The organism is Aeromicrobium sp. Root495, from assembly GCF_001426755.1.
Classification (GTDB): domain Bacteria; phylum Actinomycetota; class Actinomycetes; order Propionibacteriales; family Nocardioidaceae; genus Aeromicrobium.
This window is the reverse complement of record NZ_LMFJ01000001.1, coordinates 2707091-2726859: the sequence shown is the minus strand read 5'-3', so window position 1 is coordinate 2726859 and position 19769 is coordinate 2707091. Positions and strand designations below refer to the sequence as shown.

Sequence of the window (19769 nt, the reverse complement as noted above, 5' to 3'; positions counted from 1 at the left end):
GCGCGGATGACCCGAAGGGTCCGGCTCGTCGGGATCGGCTGTGGCCACCCCGACCAGCTGACGATCGAGGCCGTCGAGGCACTCAAGGCGTCGAGCTGTGCCCTCGTCACCGTCAAGCGCGAGGACGACCCGCTGGCCGCCGCACGCCACGCCATCATCGAGCGCCACGCGCCCGGCCTCCGGGTGGTCGAGGTGGCCGACCCCGAGCGCGACCGCTCGGCCAGGTCCACCGCCACGGTGGCGGGGTACGAGGACGTCGTCACCGACTGGCACGACGCCCGCGCCGAGGCCTGGGAGGCCGCGCTGAGCGCCGCGTGGGCCGACGCCGGTGACGGCTCCGGCGACGTCGCCCTCCTCGTGTGGGGAGACCCGGCGTTCTACGACTCCACCATCCGCGTCGTGGAGCGCGTGCTGGCGCGGGGGGCCCTGGACTTCGAGTGGGACGTGCTCCCGGGCATCTCGGCGCTGCAGCTCCTCGCCGCGCGCCACCGCATCGTGCTGCACGAGGTGGGGCAGCCGATCCTCGTCACCACGGCCCGGCGCCTGCGCGCAGCCGTGGTCGACGGCGCCGAGAACGTCGTGGTCATGCTGAGTGCCGGCCTCGAGCTCGAGGGCCTCGACGACTGGCAGATCTGGTGGGGCGCCAACCTCGGCACCTCCGACGAGCGGCTCGTCGCGGGCCGCGTCGCCGACGTCCTACCGACCCTCCTCGCCGCGCGCGACGAGGCCAAGTCCGTCTCCGGCTGGGTCATGGACGTCTACCTCCTCCGCCGCCCCCGAGCGGTGACCTAACGTCCGTTTCGTGGGGCCACCCCGTCGGGCGGTGAGTCAGCGTCCGTTTCCGCGGAGCCGCCCCGTCAGGCGGTGACTCAGCGTCCGTTCGGGCTTGGTTCGAGCCATCAAACGGACGCCACGTCACCGCCCGGGGCGGAGGGCCGCGCTACTGCAGGAGCATCCTCGGCTCGCCGAGGCTGCTGAGGCCGTTGCCGTTGCGCACGCACGTGCCGCTTCGAGGGGTCCCGGCGTTGTAGGCCTGGCGGACGCACGAGCGGTTGGCCAGCTGGCCCCAGTAGTTGGGGTGCAGCGACTCCTGGATGTAGTACGGGCTGCTGCCGGCCGTCGTGACCGTGCGGATCTGGTTGACCCACTCCGTCCTGTCGACGGCGGTGGACTGCGTCCACGAGCTCAGCCCGACCTCCTCGTACAGGCCGACGCCGGTCTCGCACAGCCGACGTCCGTTGTACGCCGACGCCAGGTTGAGCGTCTTGGCGTTCGTGATCCCGGCCTGGCTGATCGCGCCCGTGACGGTGTTGTTGATCGTCGGCAGCGCGGTGCCGTTGGCCCAGTTGGCGTCGTTGTCCCAGAAGCCGCAGCCGCCGGTGTTCTGGCGTGAGTAGCCGCTCTGGCTGTAGCGGTAGCCGGAGCTGTTGGGGATGGGCGACGGGTAGTTCTGGACCAGCAGCGTCCACGAGCTGTCGGCGTATCCCGCGTTGCGCATCGCGGTGCGGACGTTGAGGTACGCGTTGGCCACCTTGGTCTTCACCGCGGCCACGTTGGCGGCCGTGAAGTTGGCCTTCACGCTGTTGTCGTCGTTGCAGTAGTCCTTGGCCCACGACGGTGAGTAGAGGAAGTCGACGACGCACGACTGCACGACGTCGGCGAAGTTGAAGTCGTTGCCGCCGATGGAGACGTTGACCATCTTCACGTTGTGGGTGGCGGCGAACTGCTGGAGCGCCTTGGCCTGGCCGACCTTTCCGGCACCGTTGTCGTAGAAGTCGAGGCCGGGCTTGAAGTAGCTGCCACTCGCGTCGGTGGCGGTCTCTGCGCCGGAGCAGGCGAGGTTGAGGCTGTTGATGCCGCCCCCGATGGCGATCTGGGCGCTCTTGCTCCGGTGGCATCGCTCGATCTGCTCGGCGTTGTTGGCGGTGTTGTCGAAGTACGCCGTGCCACCGAGCGCGTCGGCGGCGGCCGAGCTGCTGTTGGAGGAGCCGGCCCAGCGGCCTGCCTCGCCCGAGATGTAGGAGTCGCCCACCGAGACGACCCAGGGCGAGCCGGCGCCCGGCCCGTCGGCCTGCGCCGACGTGGCGATGAACGGGAGGGCCGCGATCACGAGGGCGATCGCCCCCACGAGCGGGCGGGCAGATCTGACGAACGGCATGCAGTGACTCCTCAGGCGGTGTTCCCTCCTCGAGCAACCTAGGTGACGCAGGTCACAGTTGTCGAGAGCAACCATGAGTGCACCGCCAGGACCCGGCCCGGCCGTCGGTTTCCTGCATGGGACCTGAGGCGCGGACCGGTCGACGACTGACGTACGGAGGCTTCGCGGCGATCGTGGTCGCGTACCTCGTGATCATCCAGGGTGGTGGCCGGTTGGCGGCGTCGGTCCTCGATTCGGGCGACGGCTTCACCACCACGCGCGACGTCGTCGTGAACCTGTGGATCCCGCTCGGCGCCGCGTTCCTCTTCACCTACGCGGTGATCGCCTACCTCGGCTGGTTCCGGCCGGTGCTCGTCGAGGAGCGGCGCACCCAGCGCTGGACGTGGGTCGTGCCGATCATCCTCGTCGTCTGCATCCTCGGCGCCATCGACTACGCGGGTCTGGCCGACAAGCCGGTCGGCTACGTGCTCGCCCTCCTCGTGGCCACGCAGCTGGTCGGCTGGGGCGAGGAGGGCATGTTCCGCGGGGTCGGCGTGCAGGTGCTGCGTGAGCACGGGCTCACGGAGGGCAAGGTCGCGCTCTGGTCGAGTCTCGTCTTCGGCGCCGTGCACCTGACCAACGCCTTCGCCACGGGCGGACAGGCCGTGCCACAGGCCATCGCCGTGAGCTTCGCCGGCTACTTCTTCTACCTGACCCGCCGGGCCTCGGGCGGCAACGCCCTCAACTCGGTGCTGCACGGGATGTTCGACTTCTCGATCCTCGCCGGCACCGCGATCGTCGCGGACCAGGAGGGGTACCCCGGGGTGATCTTCGCGATCCTCGCCTACGTCCTGATCGCGCTCGTGGTGATCATCCGCCGCAAGCGCCTCGAGCCCGTCGCCTAGCGCAGGCGCGCTGCCAGCCGCTCGGGCGGTGAGGCAGCGTCCGTCTGGACGTCCTGACGCGCTCCGGACGGACGCCAGGTCACCGCTGGCGGCCAAGCTCAGGCGCGGTTGTGCCGCAGCAGCCACTCGACGAACGGGCTCGTCTCGCGCCAGTCGGCGCGCACGTGCTCGAGCAGATCGGCGGTGTGGACGTAGGGCGCGAAGCCGTGGTCCCGGCCGAGGGTGAGCGACTTGTGGCGCAGCAGCTCGATGCGGGGGTGATCGGCGTCGTAGCCGCGCGGCGACGTCTTGAGCCGGTCGCCGCCGACGGTCCAGCCCTTCGCGGTCAGGTCGGAGAGGATCTTCTCCAGCTCGGCCCCGTGCCGGTCGTGCACGATCGCCTCGCGCAGGCTCGCGAGCCGTGCCGGTGATGCGTCGTAGAACCCGGCCCCCGTCCGCACGCCGGGCGCTCCGACCTGCACGTAGTAGCCCGTGGCCGGAGCCACCGCGACGTACGCACCCTGGTGCGTCTTGTACGGCGTCTTGTCCTTGCTGAACCGGACGTCGCGGTACGGCCTGAAGATCTTGGCCTCGCCGAACTCGTCGGCCAGGGCAGCCGTGAGCGCCTTCATGGGCCCCGCGACCGACTCGGTGTAGACCGCCTTGTGCTCCTCCCAGAACGCCTTCGTGTTGTCGACCTCGAGGTCGTCGTAGAAGTCGAGCGCGGCAGTGGGAAAGCCGGAGAAAGTCACACGTCGAGCCTACGCGCGCTAGTTCAGCCTCCAGATCACGCCGCTGGTCGATGCTGAGTAGCTCACGGCAGTCGGCGACCCGGGGTTCTGCTGGAGGACCGGCACTGAGCCGCCACTGGGCGACCCGGTGACGACGATGACATGTTGCGTACCCCGGACACGGGTCACGACGTCACCGGGTTGCGCCGCTGAAAGGTTGCCCTCGACGACATGCCATCCCGGCTTGCGCTTGGCGGCCGTGTCCAGCCCGTCGAATCCCACAGGGCGGCCGGCCTGCTTGGACCAGGCAATCCCGAGGTCTGCGCACTGTGCGCCGTACCATCCGTCGCTGTCGATGCCGCGTCTGCCGGCGTCCGTCGTGCTGTTCCAGTTGGCTGCGTTGAGTGCCCACGCAGCGAAGCTGGTGATCCCGGCCGCCGGTGTCCCTCCGGGAGCGCCGTTGCGGGACGCGTCCCAGAGCGCGGTGGACCCGGAGTACACGACCAGGTTGCCGTCGTCCTGCATCACCAGGCGGGCGTTGGAACCGGATGTCTTGGAGCTCCATCTCGCGCTGTTCCCCTCGTACGCCACGAGATTGCCGTCGCCTTGCATCTCGACTCGGTCGGCACCCGACCCTGAGGTGTTGGACGACCACTGTGCCGTACCGGACCTCGTGTACTTCACGAGGTTCCCATCGGCCTGCATGACGGCGAAGTAGTCCCCGTTCCTGCTGACGATGCGCTGCCCGACGGTGAGGTGACGACCGGTACCTACCGTGTCTTGCGAATAGCCGGTCCGCCCGCCGTTCGACGACCAGAGCGCCAGACCGCCTTGGCTGTAGAGCACGAGGTTGCCGTCGTTCTGCATCACCAGTACGACCTTGGTCGCGGGCGCCGTGGAGGACGACCATCGCGCAGTGCCGGACTCCGGGTAGACGACGAGGTTGCCGTCATCCTGAAGTGCGACGTACCCACCGGGGTTGCCACCCGTCCGTGCCGACCACTGAGCACGTCCTGCTGCGTCGTAGACGACGAAGTTGCCGTCTGCCTGCATGACCGCGCGGTACGAGCCGTCCGGCGCGATGAGCGACTGGCCCTTCGCGAGCTTGTTGACCACTCCGTTGCTTTGAAGCGAGTTCTGCGAGGCCCCGGTGTGGCCCGTGCCTGATGACCACATGGCCACGTTGCCGGCGCTGTAGACCACGAGGTTTCCGTCGTTCTGCATCACGACTCTTGAACCGGCCGCGCCCTGGGTTGCCGACGACCACACCGCTTTGGCCGATGAGGAGGGACCCGCGTACACGACGAAGTTACCGTCACTCTGCATGCTCGCCCAGCGATCATCGCCGTTGGACCGTGCTGACCACGTCGCCGCGGACCCCTTGTAGACGACCAAGTTCCCGTCGCCCTGCTGCACAAGCCTGTAGGCGCCGTTGCCGGAGCGGATGCCGCGGTCCGCCTTCAAGGTCTGTCCGGCGACCAGCTGGTTGTAGAAGGTCACCGTCTTGGTCACAGACGTCGCGGCCTTGTAGCTGCGACCGCCATGCTTCACGGCGGGGGCCCGAACTCGGTACTGCCCGACGCGGGAGACCATGGGATCGAGGAGACGATAGCTCCGTGTTGACGTGTATCCCGACGCGACCGTCGACCAAGCGCCCCTGCTGAGGCGTTGGAGCTGGACCTTTCGCTTGAACGACGTGGACGCTGATCCAGTGACGATCACCTTGTCGCCCATGAAGGTCTTGCTGGCCGTCGAGATGGAGATCGTCGGGGTCGCCGCGCCGGCCGAAGCGGTGTTCGCGCCGCCGACCAGTGCGCAGGTGAGGATGGCGATCGTCACCATGGCGGGCAGGTATCGACGGCTCATGGAGCGCTCCTGAAAACTTCAGACGTGCTTGCACGCCGGCCTGTCGTGTCCCCGAATCGATCGCAAATCTAGCAAGAATCTCAGTGGGCGGAGGCGGATCTGCTGTGACGTCGCAGCAACGTGAACCGAAGCCGGTGCGCGTGTTCTCGTGGATCAGGCTCGGCTGAAGAGCTGCATGGACCCGATCGGCGCGAAGCCTGCCGCCAGGAGGGTCCGCAGGCTGGCGGCGTTGCCGGGGGCCACGGCAGCGACGACCAGCGTATCGAGGGGGAGGCTGCTCAAGGCGTCCTGCACCAGCTGCCGACCCGCGCCGCCCCGACGCCGGGGCTCGACCTCGAAGCTGAGCTCGTGGAGGCCACCCACGCCGCGGCTCACGGTGGCGATCGCCGTCGCGTCGTCCGGGTAGCCGAGCACCGCGACCTCGTCGCGGACCCCCGACGCGAAGAGCGCCCTGGGGTGGGCGGCCAGGTCTGGACGTGGCACGAGCCGCCGTGAGCCATCGGCGAGGCCGGTGCCCCGGGCGACCAGAAGTGCGTCGAGGCTGTCGATCCAGGCGCCGTCGCCCGCGAGGGCGCTGATCAGCCGCGGGTCGTGCGCACCGCCGAACCCGTCGGCGCCCCAGGCGTCGATCTCGGCATCGGTCACCTGCGCCGACACGGCCAGCACGGCGTGACCGGTGAACGACAGCACTGCCTCGAGGCCCTCTCGCCACGGAGGGACTCGTTGCCATGCTCCGTCGACCGGAGGGAACCGTCCCGCCGCCGCCGCGGTGATGATCTCGGCCAGGGGATGGACGGCCGGACCGTCGGCTACGGCTGCCACAGCTCGATGCGGTTGCCCTCGGGGTCGACCACCCAGCCGAAGCGGCCGATGCCGTCCATGTCCTGGGTCTCCTCGACGACGTCGGCGCCGTGCGCGCGGAGCTGGTCGAGCATCGCGTCGAGGTCGCGGACGCGGAAGTTCAGCATGGTGCCCTGAGCGGCCGGGAAGTAGTCGCTGTCGGACGGGAACGGCGCGAAGACGGTGGGGCCGGCCTCCTGCTGCCAGAGCTCCTCCTCGGAACCCACGCCGAGGTTCTCGCGGTACCAGGCCGCGAGTGCCTCGGGGTCGCTCGCGCGGATGAAGCAGCCACCGATTCCCAGGACCCGTTCCATGGCGATAGCGTGCCAGAGGAAGCCGGCACGCGTCGGCGAGGAGGTCCGATGAAGTACCTGGTCACCGGTGGAGTGCGGTCCGGAAAGTCGTTCCATGCCGAGTCGCTCGTGGTTGCCGAGCACGCCGTCACCTACGTGGCTCCCGGGCCCGAGGCCGACCCGGAGTCCGACCCCGAGTGGGCCACCCGCGTCCAACGTCACCAGGACCGTCGCCCCGGTCACTGGCGCACGGTCGAGACCACCGACCTCGTCGCCGCCGTGGCCGACGGCGACGACGCCCTCATCATCGACTGCCTGGGCACGTGGCTCACGGCGCAGATCGACGAGCTCGACGGCTGGGACTCCGTGCAGGACGAGTGGGAGGCCGTGCTGCTCGAGCGCATCGAGGCGATGGCCGACGCCATCGGTACGTCGCCCCGCACCGTCGTCGTGGTCACCAACGAGGTGGGTCTGGGCGTCGTCCCGGAGCACCGCTCCGGCCGGATCTTCCGCGACCTCCTCGGGATCGCCAACCAGCGCGTCGCCGCCGAGGTCGACCACGTGCTGCTCGTCGTCGCGGGCCGCGTCCTGACCCTCTAGCGACGAAGAAATCAACGTTCGGCACCCCCGTTCGGGCGCGATGCAGATTCCTTCGTCCGACGGGCCGGAAGTAGATTCTTCCGTCAGGTCAGGGCGATGAGGGTGACGGCGAGGGTGAGCTCGACGCTCGCGCCGAGGACGTCGCCGGTGATCCCGCCGAGGCGGCTGGCGCAGCGTCGCACCAGCGCCCCCACCACGACGGCCGCTGCGGCGGCGGCTGCAGCTCCACGCCACCACTCCAGCCCCAGCAGCGCTCCGCTCGCCGAGAGCAGGCCCACGCCCACGAGCGCGGCCAGCAGTGCTCCTGCCACGGGGACCGACCCGACCACGGTGTCGCCCAGACCCCCGGGCCGGGCGGAGGGGATGCCGCTCGTGCAGGCCACGGCCAGGACGCTCCGCGACGCCAGGACGGCCAGACCGACCGCGAGACCGACCTCCGCCGTCGACGAGGCGTAGGAGCACGACAGCAGCCAGGCGACGGATCCGACCTGGGCCAGCAGCACGAGGACCACCGCAGCGGCGCCTGCCGGCCCGACGTCGCCCGTCTTCATGACCGCCAGCGCCCGCTCGCGGTCGTACGACGCGGTGAGCCCGTCCGCCGTGTCGGCCAGACCGTCGACGTGGAAGGCCCGCGTCCCGAGCACCACCGACGCCACCACGACCACGGCGACCGCGAACGGAGCGAGCCCCCACTCCAGCCCGGCCCACGCGAGCCCTCCCGCCACGGCACCGAGCGGCAGCACCGCCAGTGGTGCCAGCAGCATCGCCAACCCGCCCACACGGCGGTCGACCGTCGTGGGCGGTGCCACCCGCAGGGCGGTGAGCGTGCCGACCGAGAGTCGCCACGCGTCGAGCAGGAGGGTCACGGCCGTTGGCCGCCGGTGGCGTTGGGGAACGGCACGGCATCGGAGTCGGCCACGGCGCGTGCGAGCGTGCGGAGCGGCTCGGCCAGCGTCACGAGGCGGGCCCGGGTGGTGAGGTCGATCCCGGCGTCGCACGCCCGGTCGGTGGCGTCCTCGAGCCGGTCGCGGGCTGTGGTGCCCACCTCGGTGGCCACCCCGGACTCGTCGAGCCAGCCCCATTCACGCAGCGAGTCCTGGGCCGCGACCCACTCGTCCTCCGTCCAGCCACGCAGCTCGCGCTGCACCGCCTGGGCCCGGCCGGTCCCGACCTGGAGCGCGTTGGCGGCCGCACCACCGAGACCGGCTGTGGTGAGCACGGCGAGATGGCAGTCCCCGCGGTACTCGCGGAAGATCGTGGCCGCGTGCCAGAGCGCGCCCACCGGGTCGTCGGTCGGGGGGACCGCCGACTGGGCGGCCGCGAGCGGCTTGCCGGCGAGGTCGAGACCGCGCTGGGCGATCCGCAGCGACTCGACGAGACCGTCGAGCGGGCCGAGACCGTCGAGGAGCGGCGCCAGGGCGTCGCGGGCCAGGCCCAGACGCGCCTCGAGGATGGCGTCGCGGCCGCCATGGGGGGCCGACAGCTCCCACGCGTCCGGCAGGGCCCGGCGCACGATCGCGGGGGAGAACCCGTGGAAGGTCGCGATCACGACCTCAGGGCCGGGCGTCCCGAGCGCAGCGGACCGGGACGCGAAGTAGCCCATCCAGTAGCCCTTGAGCCCCAACGCCCCGTAGCGCTCCTTGGTGTGCGGGGAGAAGTACACGACGTCGTGGATCGTCTCGACTGCATTCCAGAACGCGCTGTGCTGGCCCATGCGCCGAGTGTGCCGCATGCGGCACCGGCGCGGCGGAGGAGGCGACCGATCTCTCAGTCGGTGGCGCGGAGCGGGGCCAGGGAGTTGCCGGCAGCGATCCGACCACACGTGCTGGTCGGGGCACGGCCGGCGAACCGGTCGAAGGTCCAGAGCAGCGACTTGGGGAAGAAGGCGGCGCCCGTCCCCACGTGGGAGAGCGGGTACTGCTCGTACTTGACCTTCGTCCCGGCAGCGCAGTACTGACGCGCGAGCGACCGGACGTCGCCGGCGACCATGATGCCGTCGCCGGCACCGTACCGGGCGCTGGACCTGGTGCCCTCCATCCAGCCGCCCGTGCCCTGGGCGATGTACAGCGGGACGGTGGGCGTGCCGCCGGTGCCCATGATGAGCTCGTTCCCGACCCGCAGGACGTCGGGGATCTCGTTGACCGAGGCGTACTGCGGCAGGGCCAGGTCCTTCCACCTGAGCCCCGGGTACTGGCCGAGCGCGTACGCGATCGACTTGTCCTGGAGTCGCTTCACGACCGCCAGGCCGCGGTCGTTGAGGTAGGTCTTGATCTCGATGTCGTACGCGCGGGCGATGCCGATGAGCCCGCTGGCGAGCACGCCCGCCCAGAGGGTGGAGCCCTGCACGTACTCCAGGTTGTGCAGCGGGTGCACGAGCACCCCGCCGAAGGCGCTGCCGACGAGCTGGCGGTTGACCTCGGGAGCGTAGGACGGGGCCAGCTCGGTGGCCCACTCGGTGGCGATGGCTCCGCCGGAGTAGCCCAGCAGGGCCATCTTGGAGTCCGTGGTGACGTCCGAGGATCCGGACCCACGGAGGGCGCGGAGCGAGTCCAGCGTCGCGTAGCCGTACTCCCGGCCGGCCCCGAAGCTCGCCCGGGGTCCCTGGGTGTCCGGGATGTTCACGACGTACCCGGCGAGCAGGGCCGGGGCGATGATGGCCGTCTCGCCGTTCACGACGATCGTGCCGAGTCCTCGTCCGCCGGCGATCACGGCCGAAGGCTGGTCGGCGGGGGTCAACGAGTCGTAGGCGGACTGGTAGGAGATGACCCGCGCGGGGCCCGAGCGTCGCACTGCGGGCCGGATGATGCTCGTGGCGTTGGCGACGGGCCGCCCCAGCGAGTCGCGGGTGCGGTAGAGGATCTGCTGGACCGTGACCGGCAGCGCGATGCCCTGGATGTGGTACTTCACGGTGCGCGTCTTCAGCACCGTCCCCGGGGCACGACTCGACAGCGGCACGTCGCCGCTGTAGGTGAAGAACGGGTCGTCGAGGGTGGACGTCGCGATCTCGGCTCGGGGCTGGGTGGCGGCAGCTCCGGGGTGGACCGTCACCGAGAGGGTGAGAGCGGTGACGGTGCACCACGCGAGGACGAGTCGACGAATCATGCTGGATCCTTGCTGCCGTGGCGGGAGGTGGATGGGTCGAGCCCGATCACGCGAGGCGCGAGGCGGGAGAAGTGCTGCATGAGTGAGGGCGAGAGGCGCTGGAGGAGGGCCGGGGCCAGGACCTGCGACGAGGGAGAGTGCACGACGAGGCGCGGGCGCGACACGGCGCGGACCACGTCCTCGGCCACGCGATCGGCCGAGACGCCTCGGTCGGAGTAGAAGGTCTGCGCGGACTCGCGCACGCCCTCGTCGACCCCGCTGAGGGTCGTCGCGGCGATGATGCCGGTGTCGACGACGCCGGGGCACAGGGCGACGACCCGCACGCCCTGGGGGGCGAGCTCGGCGTTGAGCGCCAGGCTGAGGCCGACGACGCCGAACTTGGAGGCCACGTAGGGCGCCATCCGGGCCACGGGGACCAGTCCGGCCTGCGAGGCGGTGTTGATGATGACCGCCGGCCGTTCCTGCTCGATCATGAAGGGTGCGAACGCATGGCACCCGTGGGCCACGCCCAGCAGGTTGATGTCGATGACCCGGCACCAGTCGTCCGCCGTGGTGTGCTGCACGGCGCCGGCGTGACCGATCCCGGCATTGTTGAGGAGCACGTCGATCGCGCCGTGCCGGTCGTGCACCTCCTGCGCGAGGCTCTCGACGAGCTGGTCGTCGCAGACGTCGATGGCTCGGTGCTCGGCCCGGCCGCCATCGGCGCGGATGGCCCCGGCGACGGACTCGGCCGTCTGGCCGTCGAGGTCGCACACGTAGACGTGGGCACCTTCGCGAGCCAGCCTGCGGGCGCTGGCGCGTCCGATGCCGGACCCGCCGCCCGTGACGACGCAGACGGCTCCCTCGAGCGAAATTCGGTGGCGCACAGTGACTCCCATCCTGCGGCCCATGTAGGAACCGGCGTGTCGCAACATAGATGCTGGTTCACGCGTGTGTCAACATCGCGTGGGAAGGTGGCGACGTGACGAAGCAGCGGTCTTACCTCGGGGAGAGCCCCGAGGACCGGGTCGCTCGTCGCCGTGCCCAGATGATCGAGGCGGGACTCGAGGTCTTCGCATCGGTGGGCTACCACCGGTCGCGGGTGAGCGACGTCTGCGACGTCGCCGGCCTCTCCAAGCGCTACTTCTACGAGTCCTTCGCCGATCGGGCCGCCCTGCTCCTCGCGGTGTACCAGCACGTGGATGCCGCTCAGCGCGACGTCGTGCTGGCCGCGCTGGGAGCCGTGGACCCCGACGAGAGCGACGTCATGGTCCTGGTGCGCACCTCGCTCCTGGCGCAGCTGGACTTCCTCGCCGAGGACCGCAGGCGAGGGAGGATCCTCTACGTCGAGATGTACCAGGCGACGGACCCGGTCACCGAGGCCTACCGGGCCTCGCTCGACGCCTGGGCGGGCGTCGTCGCCGAGATCCTGGGCGAGCGGGCATCGAAGAACGGCGTCTCCCCCGAGCTGTTCGCCGAAGTCTACGTCTCCGCGCTCCTGGGCATCGTGCTCCGGTGGGTCGGGGAGGACCAGCGGCAACCTCCCGCCGCTGTGGTGGAGGCCGTCGAGGTGCTCTTCTCGGGTCGGGCGCTGGCCCCCGCGGACGAGGGCTGAGGAGAGCAACGTCCTCCGGTGTGGCACAGCGCACGTTGGGCTGCTGTCGCGGTCTGTGGTTAGGTAAGCCTGCCTTAACTACAGCGGCACGATCTCGGCGGCCGCACATCTCTCGGGGGAAGGACGGTTGTGTCCAGCGAGCTGTTCTCGGCCAGGACCGCAGACCACTACGTCAGCACCATGACGCAGGGCATCGACGTCCTCGCGCGGCGCCTTGCCGCGGTGGACACGCCCACCTCGGGCCGCACGCCGGCCGAGGTCGAGCCCCTCGTCCGGGGCGTCGACCTCGACGCCCCGCTCCTCGACGTCGGCTCGGCGCTGGAGGAGCTCGAGCGGGTGTACCTCGACGACGCCGTGTGGTTCCACGACCCGGGCTACGCGGCGCACCTGAACTGCCCCGTCGTCGTCCCGGCGCTCCTGGCCGAGCTGTTCGTCTCCTCGGTGAACTCCTCGCTCGACACGTGGGACCAGAGCGGTGGAGCGACCTTCGTGGAGCGACACCTCGTGGACTGGACGGCCGAGCGGCTGGGGCTGGGCCCCGATGCCGACGGCGTCTTCACGAGCGGAGGCACGCAGTCCAACCTGCAGGCGCTCCTCATGGCCCGCGGCCAGACCTTCCTCACGGGCGACGTCGACCCGGGCGAGACCTTCGCCGCGGCCCTGAGCCGCTTCCGCATCTTCGCGTCGGACGAGAGCCACTTCAGCGTCCGCAAGTCGGCCACCCTCCTCGGCCTCGGCCAAGGTGCAGTGACCACGGTCCCCACCGACGAGCGACGTCGCCTCGACCCCGAGGCCCTCGACGTCAGCCTGGGGAACGCCAGGGCCCAGGGGCTCGTGCCCATGGCCGTCGTCGCGACCGCGGGCACCACCGACTTCGGGGTGGTGGACCCGCTCCGCGAGATCGCGGACGTCTGCCGGCGCCACGGGGTGTGGCTCCACGTCGACGGTGCGTACGGTGGCGGCCTCATCACCTCGCTGCGCTACCGGCACCTGCTGGACGGGATCGAGCACGCCGACTCGGTCACGGTCGACTACCACAAGACCTTCTTCCAGCCCGTGAGCGCGAGTGCCGTCCTGGTGCGCCACGCCGACACCCTGCGGCACGTCACGTACCACGCCGACTACCTCAACCCGCGCGCCGCGAACCTGCCCAACCAGGTCGACAAGAGCCTCCAGACCACGCGCCGCTTCGACGCCCTCAAGCTGTGGCTCACCCTGCGCGTCATGGGCGCCGACCAGGTGGGCGAGCACCTCGACGCCACGCTCGACCTGGCGCGCGCCGCGCACGCGATGCTCGACGCCGACCCCGAGCTGGAGGTGGCCGCCGAGCCCGTGCTCAGCACCCTCGTCCTCCGCTACCGGCCGCAGGGCGTGTCCGAGGCGCTGGCCGACGACGTCAACCCGCGCATCCGCACCGCGCTGGCCCGCAGCGGCCGGTTCATGGTGGCCGGCACCGTGGCCGACGGCCGTCGCTGGCTCAAGCTGACGCTCCTCAACCCGGAGACCACGTCGGCCGACGTGGCCCGCATCCTCGACGCCGTGCGCGACAAGGGTCGCGAGCTGCTCGACGACCTCCACGCCTACGAGGAGGCGGGACGATGAGCACGGCCGCTGAAGACGCCGTCCACGACTTCGTCGCCGTGGGCCTCGGACCCTTCAACCTCGGTCTGGCGTGCCTCGCGGAGCCCGTCGACGGCCTCGACGGCGTGGTCCTCGAGGCCCGCGACCACTTCTCCTGGCACCCCGGGATGATGCTCGACGACGCCACGCTGCAGGTCCCGTTCATGGCCGACCTCGTGACGATGGCCGACCCCACGTCGTCGTACTCGTTCCTCGCGTTCCTGAAGGCGACCGGTCGGCTCTACCCCTTCTACATCCGCGAGAGGTTCTACCCGCACCGCGCCGAGTACGACGCCTACTGCCGGTGGGCCGCCGAGCGGCTGAGGTGCATCCGGTTCGGCCGTCACGTCGAGCAGATCAGCTTCGACGCGAACGACGACCTGTACGTGGTGCGGGCCCGCACGGCGCAGGGCACCGAGACCTATCGGGCCCGGCAGCTCGTGCTCGGCACCGGCACCACGCCGCACGTGCCCGACGCCGTGCGCGGGCTGGACGGACCTGTCCTCCACAGCGCGGACTACCTCGACCGCAAGGCGTGGCTGCAGGAGCAGGGGTCCGTCACGATCGTCGGTAGCGGCCAGAGCGCCGCCGAGGTCTACCGCGACCTGCTCGACGACGTGGGCCCGTACCGGCTCACGTGGCTCACGCGCTCGGCCCGGTTCTTCCCCATGGAGTACACGAAGCTCACGCTGGAGATGACCTCCCCGGAGTACACGCGGTACTTCCACGGCCTGCCGCTCGAGCAGCGGGCGCGGCTGGGGGAGGAGCACAAGCAGCTCTACAAGGGCATCAGCGGCGACCTCGTCGACGACATCTTCGACACGCTCTACCGCCTCAGCATCGACGGTCCCGTACCCACCGAGCTGCGGGCCGGGGTGACTCTCGAGGGCGCCGCCTGGGACGCCGGGGACGAGCAGTACACCCTCGAGATGCGGCACGTCGAGACGGGCGAGACCTTCCGGCACACCACCACCGGGCTCGTCCTGGCCACGGGCTACCGCCCGCTCGTGCCGGGCTTCATCGAGCCCGTCCGCGACCGCATCCGCTGGGACGAGCGGGGCCGTTACGACGTGGCGCTCGGCTACACGATCGACGACGACGGACGCATCTTCGTCCAGAACGCCGAGGAGCACACGCACGGGCTCGTCGCCCCCGACCTGGGCATGGGGGCCTTCCGCAGCGCCACGATCATCAACGCGATGTGCGGTCGCGAGGTCTACGCCGTCGAGAAGGACATCGCGTTCCAGACCTTCGGTGCCCCGGTGGCCGGCGCCGTGGAGGCACGCGCATGACGGTGGCCACCCGAGGCGTGACGCTCCGCCCCCTCGACCTCGCCACCGACCTCGAGATGCTCCATGCCTGGGTCACCCACCCGCGCGCCGTCTTCTGGATGATGCAGGGCGCGTCCCTCGACGACGTGCGCGCGGAGTACGCCTCCGTCGTGGCCTCGGAGCACCACCACGCTTGGTGGGGGAGCGTGGACGGAACGGCGGCCTTCCTCGCCGAGACGTACGACCCGGCTCACTCGCCACTCGCGGCGCACTACCCCGTGCAGCCGGGGGACCTCGGGATGCACGTGCTCGTCGCGCCCACCGAGACACCGGTCCACGGGTTCACGTCGCGGGTCTTCGCGGCCGTCGTGCAGCACTGCTTCGCACGGACCGGGAGCGGCGACGTGCCCACCCGCCGCGTCGTGGTGGAGCCCGACGTCGGCAACCAGCCCATCGCCGAGCTCAACGCCCGCGCCGGCTTCCTCGTGGAGAAGGAGATCGACCTCCCGGAGAAGCGGGCCGCACTGAGCGTCTGCACCCGCGCCCGGTTCGACCAGTCACCCCTCCGTCGCTCCACGTCGAAGGAGGAGCTCGCATGACCCTGGACGCCCGGACCCGTCCCGTCGTCGACACCGCCGACCACCTCACGCCCGACGCCATGGCCCACGCGCAGCGCCACCTCACGCGCAAGGCCATCGCCGAGCTGTCGCACGAGCGCCTCGTCCAACCGCGTCCGCTCCCCGACGCGCCGGGCTTCTTCGAGCTCGAGGCCGGCGCCTCGACCTACCGCTTCCACGCCCACCGGCACGAGCTCCAGCACTGGGTGATCGACGCCTGGTCCATCACGCGCGAGCTCGACGGGACGATCGTGGACCTCGACGTCCTCGACCTCGTGGCCTCCCTGCACGCCGAGCTGGGGCTCCCCGAGACCCTCGTCGCGACGTACCTGGAGGAGCTGAGCTCGACCCTCGCCTCGGCGGCCTGGAAACGGGTCCACCGCACGGAGACCGTGCAGGACCTGCTCGAGGCGGACCTCCCGACCATCGAGGCCGCCATGACGGAGGGTCACCCCGCCTTCGTCGCGAGCAACGGCCGGATCGGCCTGGGCCTCGAGGACTACCGGGCCTTCGCGCCGGAGACGGGGTCCGACGTCCACCTCGTCTGGCTGGCCGTCCGGCGCGACGTCGCGCACCTGTCGCTGGGCGAGGGCTTGAGCGAGGAGTCCCTCTACGCGCAGGAGCTCGACGCCCACGTCCGGGCCGGGTTCGACGAGCGCCTTGAGTCGCTCGGTCTCGACCCGCGCGACTACCTCCTGGCCCCGGCCCACCCGTGGCAGTGGGACCACAAGCTGGCCATCACCTTCGCGCCCGAGGTGGCGCGCCGCGACGTCGTCCCGCTCGGTCCGAGCCCCGACGCCTATCGCGCCCAGCAGTCGATCCGCACGTTCTACAACGTCGACCGGCCCGAGCGTCACTACGTCAAGACGGCGCTCTCCATCCAGAACATGGGCTTCATGCGCGGCCTCTCGCCGCGGTACATGCGCGCCACGCCGGCCATCAACGACTGGGTGCACGACCTCGTGGAGGGCGACGAGGTGCTGCGGGGGTACCGGTTCTCGATCCTGCGCGAGCGTGCGGCGATCGGCTTCACAGGCGGCCCCTACGAGCAGCTCGCGGCGCGCACGCCGTACCAGAAGATGTTCGCCGCGCTGTGGCGCGAGAGTCCCCACGACCGGGTGGGTCCGGGGGAGCGGGTCGCCACCATGGCGTCGCTCCTGCACCACGACGCGTCGGGTCGCAGCCTGGCGGCGGCGATGATCGCGGCGTCCGGCCTGGACCCGGCGGACTGGCTGCGTCGCTACCTCGACGCGTACCTCGCCCCGCTCGCCCACTGCCTCTGGAAGCACGACCTCGCCTTCATGCCCCACGGGGAGAACCTCATCCTGGTGATCCGCGACCACGTGGTGGAGCGGGTGCTCATGAAGGACGTGGGCGAGGAGGTCGTCGTCATGGGCGACCGTCCGCTCCCGCCCGACGTCGAGCGGATCCGGGCCGACGTCCCCGTCCCGCTGCGCCGGTTGTCGATCCTCACCGACGTCGTCGACGGGTTCCTCCGGTTCCTCTCGGCCGACCTCGTCGAGGAGGGCGTGGTCGAGCCCGGCACGCTGTGGTCGGTCGCCGCCGACTCGCTCCACGCGCTGCTCGCCGAGCACCCCGAGCTGGCCGAGGCGGCCGAGCGCGACGACCTCTTCGCTCCCGAGTTCGAGCACTCGTGCCTCAACCGGCTGCAGCTGCGCAACACGCTCGAGATGGTGGACCTGGCCGACCAGGCCGACTCGCTCCTCTTCGCCGGGACCCTCGTCAACCCGTTGGCCGGGCATCGATGACGGTCCTGCGCGTCGAGGGCGGCTCCGCCGTGGAGCTCGCCCGCAGGCAGGGCGAGCTCACGGCGCGAGCGCGCGGTGCGCAGCTGGAGGACGACCACGCCCACGTCCTGGCCCGGACGGGCACGGCATGGGACGACGTCGCGCGTCGGCTGCTGGTGGAGGAGACCGCCCGGCAGGCGATGGACGCGCTCGACGACGAGTCGAGGACCTTCTTCGCGGCCTACGCCGAGGGGGTGGAGGTCGGGCTCGCCGACTCCGAGCGCCGCGTCGACCGGCCGTGGGAGCCATGGACGCCGCTCGGGGTGTTCCACGTGCACCACGTCCTCTTCGGCGCCCTCGGCCACCACCTGTGGCGACGCCACGTGGCCCGGACGCTCGGTCCCGCCGCCGTGCTGGCCCTCGCGCACGAGGTCCCGGCGGTCTCCGGCAGCAACGCGTGGGCGGTGGGCGGGGCCCGCAGCGCGGACGGCGCTCCGATCATCGCGGCCGATCCTCACCGGCTCCTGCACTTCCCGGGCGTCTACCAGCAGGTGCACCTCGTCGCGCCGGGCCTCGACGTCGTGGGCCTGACGATCCCAGGCGTCCCCGGTGTCCAGCACTTCGGCCACACCGGCTCGGTGGCGTGGGCCGTCACCAACGCCATGGCCGACACCCAGGACCTCGTGGACGTCCTGCTCCGCAGCGATAGTGTGGACGCCGCGGTCGAGGTGGACCTCGGCGACGGCTGGGAGACGGCCACGGTCCTCGACGGCGTCGTGCGCACGAGACTCGGTCCGGTCCTGGTGGGATCGCCGGCCGAGGGGTCCGGGATCGTGGTGCGCACGGCCGTCCACGTCTCGCGCGACCTGGGCCTGGGTGCGGTGCTGCCGCTCCTGCGCTCCCGCACCGCGGCCGACGTCGGCCGCGCGCTCGACGGCTGGGTCGACCCGGTGAACGACGTGGTCGTGGCCGACACCGCCGGGACGGTTCTGCGCCGTGTGGCCGGGCGGGTCCCGCGGCGGGTCGCCGGGGACTGGCTCGGTTGGGTGGACCACGCCGTGGAGGAGGTCCCCCCGGACGGGTGGGTGGTGAGCGCGAACCACCGCCGTGGTCCGGAGAGCGACGCCCTGGCCACCGAGTTCGCGCCGCCGCACCGAGCCCGTCGGCTCGAGCAGCTCGTGGGCGAGCGGGACGGCTGGACGGTCGAGGCGGCGGGGGAGACGTTGCTCGACACGGTGCTCCTCACGGCGGCCTCGTGGCAGGGCCGGCTGAAGGACGTCGAGGTCCTCGGCCCCGCCGACGACCTGCGCCTGCGGCTCCTGGCCTGGGACGGCCGGATGGATGCGGACTCGCGCGGTGCCGCTGCCTTCGCCGCGGTGCGAGGAGCGCTCGTGCGGCGTCTCGCGGCGGCCCCGGCGCTGAGCGGCCTGTGGGCGGAGTCGGGACTGCCGGCGATGTTCCGGCCCTGGCTCACCCCCGAGCCCCGCATCGCGCTGGCCCTCGACCGCTGGCTCGAGGAGGGCGCCCCCTTCGGGCTCGACCTCACGGCGCTGCTGGCCGAGTCGCTCGAGGAGGTCGCGGCGACCGGTCACGCACCCACGTGGGGCGAGACCCACGCGGTCGTGGGCCCGGACGGCACCCCGGTCCCCGTCGGGGGCGACGAGGGCTGCGTGCTCTCGACGTCGAGCCGGCCCGGCCTCGACGACACGTGCTGGCGTGGCCCGGCGGCCCGCGTGGTGTGGAGCCTGGCCGACCGCGACGCCAGCCGCTGGGTCGTGCCCGACGACCTGGACGCCTGGGCCACCGGCGTCCTCCATCCCGTGAAGGAGTCCCGATGACCAAGACCTCGGCCGCCACGTCGCTGTTCTCGATGCGTCCCGTCGACCTCCGGCGCGACGTCCCGCTGATCCACGGCTGGGTGACGCAGGAGCGCGCCCGCTTCTGGGGCATGGCGGAGAAGTCCGAGGACGAGGTGCGCGAGGTCTACGCGTTCCTCGACTCCCTCGACAGCCATCACGCGTACCTCGTGCGCCACCTCGGCGTGCCGGTGGCGATCTTCCAGACCTACGAGCCCCAGCACGACCCGGTCGGTGAGCTGTACGACGTGCAGGAGGGGGACCTGGGCGTGCACGTCCTCGTGGCCGAGGGCTCGCGCGTGCCCGGCTTCACCGGCGGGCTGCTCGCGTTCGCGCTGGGCGAGGTGCTGGCCGACCCCGCCGTGCGGCGCATCGTCGGCGAGCCCGACGTCCTCAACGACAAGTCACGAGCGCGGGCCCTGAGCCTCGGTGCCGAGGAGGGACCGGAGATCGACCTCGGCTGGAAGCGCGCGCAGCTCCTCTTCCTCCCCCGCCAGACCGCCCTCGCCCTGAGCGGTGGATCCTCCACCGAATAGGCCGGCGCACCGTCGAGCGGTGGATCTGCCACCGTAGGGGCGCTCATGCGGTGGAGGATCCACCGCCCGGCGGG

General features: G+C 71.2%; 19 protein-coding genes. 10 read left to right on the top strand and 9 right to left on the bottom strand.

All coding sequences use genetic code 11. The features are described 5' to 3' along the window. Positions 1-6: 6 nt before the first annotated feature. Complete coding sequence (gene cobF, locus ASD11_RS13605) at positions 7-792, top strand: precorrin-6A synthase (deacetylating) (RefSeq protein ID WP_056287969.1); 786 nt, start codon at positions 7-9, stop codon at positions 790-792. A gap of 148 nt (positions 793-940) precedes the next feature. Here cobF and ASD11_RS13600 read toward each other — a convergent pair whose 3' ends face one another. Then, the gene (locus ASD11_RS13600; protein WP_056287966.1) at positions 941-2158 is read right to left on the bottom strand and encodes a hypothetical protein; all 1218 of its coding nucleotides are present in this window, start codon (positions 2156-2158) and stop codon (positions 941-943) included. A 116-nt stretch (positions 2159-2274) separates the two neighbouring features. Between ASD11_RS13600 and ASD11_RS13595 the strand changes: the two genes are divergently transcribed. Then, positions 2275-3042 carry a CPBP family intramembrane glutamic endopeptidase gene (locus ASD11_RS13595; protein WP_056287964.1) on the top strand — a complete coding sequence of 256 codons (768 nt, stop codon included), beginning with the start codon at positions 2275-2277 and terminating at the stop codon, positions 3040-3042. A gap of 98 nt (positions 3043-3140) precedes the next feature. On the opposite strand, the gene ASD11_RS13590 is transcribed toward ASD11_RS13595, so the two are convergent. From ASD11_RS13590 to ASD11_RS13570, 4 genes are all read right to left on the bottom strand, one after another. Next, positions 3141-3773 (bottom strand): DUF2461 domain-containing protein, encoded by a 633-nt coding sequence (locus tag ASD11_RS13590; RefSeq protein ID WP_056287963.1) that lies wholly within the window; start codon positions 3771-3773, stop codon positions 3141-3143. 18 nt (positions 3774-3791) lie between these two features. Next, on the bottom strand, positions 3792-5618 hold the full coding sequence (locus tag ASD11_RS13585) for a hypothetical protein (protein ID WP_082554363.1): 1827 nt from the start codon (positions 5616-5618) through the stop codon (positions 3792-3794). Positions 5619-5771: 153 nt separating this feature from the next. After that, positions 5772-6440, bottom strand: a complete 669-nt coding sequence (locus tag ASD11_RS13575; RefSeq protein ID WP_056287959.1) for a hypothetical protein — start codon at positions 6438-6440, stop codon at positions 5772-5774. Continuing rightward, positions 6428-6772 carry a VOC family protein gene (locus ASD11_RS13570; protein ID WP_056287958.1) on the bottom strand — a complete coding sequence of 115 codons (345 nt, stop codon included), beginning with the start codon at positions 6770-6772 and terminating at the stop codon, positions 6428-6430. The genes ASD11_RS13575 and ASD11_RS13570 overlap by 13 nt, the downstream gene beginning before the upstream one ends. A gap of 48 nt (positions 6773-6820) precedes the next feature. Here ASD11_RS13570 and ASD11_RS13565 point away from each other — a divergent pair, with 48 nt between their 5' ends. Beyond that, complete coding sequence (locus ASD11_RS13565; RefSeq protein WP_056287957.1) at positions 6821-7351, top strand: bifunctional adenosylcobinamide kinase/adenosylcobinamide-phosphate guanylyltransferase; 531 nt, start codon at positions 6821-6823, stop codon at positions 7349-7351. Between the two features lie 83 nt (positions 7352-7434). On the opposite strand, the gene ASD11_RS13560 is transcribed toward ASD11_RS13565, so the two are convergent. Genes ASD11_RS13560 through ASD11_RS13545 form a run of 4 tightly spaced genes read right to left on the bottom strand, consistent with a single transcriptional unit; the run spans position 7435 to position 11331 of the window. Continuing rightward, positions 7435-8217 (bottom strand): adenosylcobinamide-GDP ribazoletransferase, encoded by a 783-nt coding sequence (locus tag ASD11_RS13560; protein ID WP_056287956.1) that lies wholly within the window; start codon positions 8215-8217, stop codon positions 7435-7437. Continuing rightward, entirely contained in the window at positions 8214-9065 is an 852-nt protein-coding gene (locus ASD11_RS18705) for an SCO6745 family protein (RefSeq protein WP_056287955.1), read from the bottom strand. The genes ASD11_RS13560 and ASD11_RS18705 overlap by 4 nt, the downstream gene beginning before the upstream one ends. Positions 9066-9118: 53 nt before the next feature. Continuing rightward, a complete protein-coding gene (locus ASD11_RS13550) occupies positions 9119-10453 on the bottom strand; it encodes a lipase family protein (protein ID WP_056287953.1) in 1335 nt (444 codons plus the stop codon). Then, entirely contained in the window at positions 10450-11331 is an 882-nt protein-coding gene (locus ASD11_RS13545; RefSeq protein ID WP_162246490.1) for an SDR family NAD(P)-dependent oxidoreductase, read from the bottom strand. The genes ASD11_RS13550 and ASD11_RS13545 overlap by 4 nt, the downstream gene beginning before the upstream one ends. A gap of 83 nt (positions 11332-11414) precedes the next feature. On the opposite strand from ASD11_RS13545, the gene ASD11_RS13540 reads away from it, so the two are divergent. The 7 genes from ASD11_RS13540 (at position 11415) to ASD11_RS13510 (ending at position 19695) form a co-directional block, all read left to right on the top strand. After that, positions 11415-12047 carry a TetR/AcrR family transcriptional regulator gene (locus ASD11_RS13540; protein WP_162246489.1) on the top strand — a complete coding sequence of 211 codons (633 nt, stop codon included), beginning with the start codon at positions 11415-11417 and terminating at the stop codon, positions 12045-12047. Between the two features lie 129 nt (positions 12048-12176). After that, positions 12177-13649, top strand: a complete 1473-nt coding sequence (locus tag ASD11_RS13535; RefSeq protein WP_056287947.1) for a pyridoxal phosphate-dependent decarboxylase family protein — start codon at positions 12177-12179, stop codon at positions 13647-13649. Continuing rightward, positions 13646-14959, top strand: coding sequence for a lysine N(6)-hydroxylase/L-ornithine N(5)-oxygenase family protein (locus ASD11_RS13530; protein WP_056287945.1), 1314 nt, complete (start codon positions 13646-13648; stop codon positions 14957-14959). The genes ASD11_RS13535 and ASD11_RS13530 overlap by 4 nt, the downstream gene beginning before the upstream one ends. Continuing rightward, positions 14956-15537 carry a GNAT family N-acetyltransferase gene (locus ASD11_RS13525; protein ID WP_056287944.1) on the top strand — a complete coding sequence of 194 codons (582 nt, stop codon included), beginning with the start codon at positions 14956-14958 and terminating at the stop codon, positions 15535-15537. Before ASD11_RS13530 ends, ASD11_RS13525 begins: the two co-directional genes overlap by 4 nt. Then, positions 15534-17324: an IucA/IucC family protein gene (locus ASD11_RS13520; protein ID WP_056287942.1), complete on the top strand. Its 1791-nt coding sequence runs from the start codon at positions 15534-15536 to the stop codon at positions 17322-17324. The genes ASD11_RS13525 and ASD11_RS13520 overlap by 4 nt, the downstream gene beginning before the upstream one ends. Next, positions 17321-19141 (top strand): penicillin acylase family protein, encoded by a 1821-nt coding sequence (locus tag ASD11_RS13515; protein WP_056287941.1) that lies wholly within the window; start codon positions 17321-17323, stop codon positions 19139-19141. The genes ASD11_RS13520 and ASD11_RS13515 overlap by 4 nt, the downstream gene beginning before the upstream one ends. After that, a complete protein-coding gene (locus ASD11_RS13510; RefSeq protein ID WP_056287939.1) occupies positions 19138-19695 on the top strand; it encodes a GNAT family N-acetyltransferase in 558 nt (185 codons plus the stop codon). Before ASD11_RS13515 ends, ASD11_RS13510 begins: the two co-directional genes overlap by 4 nt. Positions 19696-19769 lie beyond the last annotated feature (74 nt).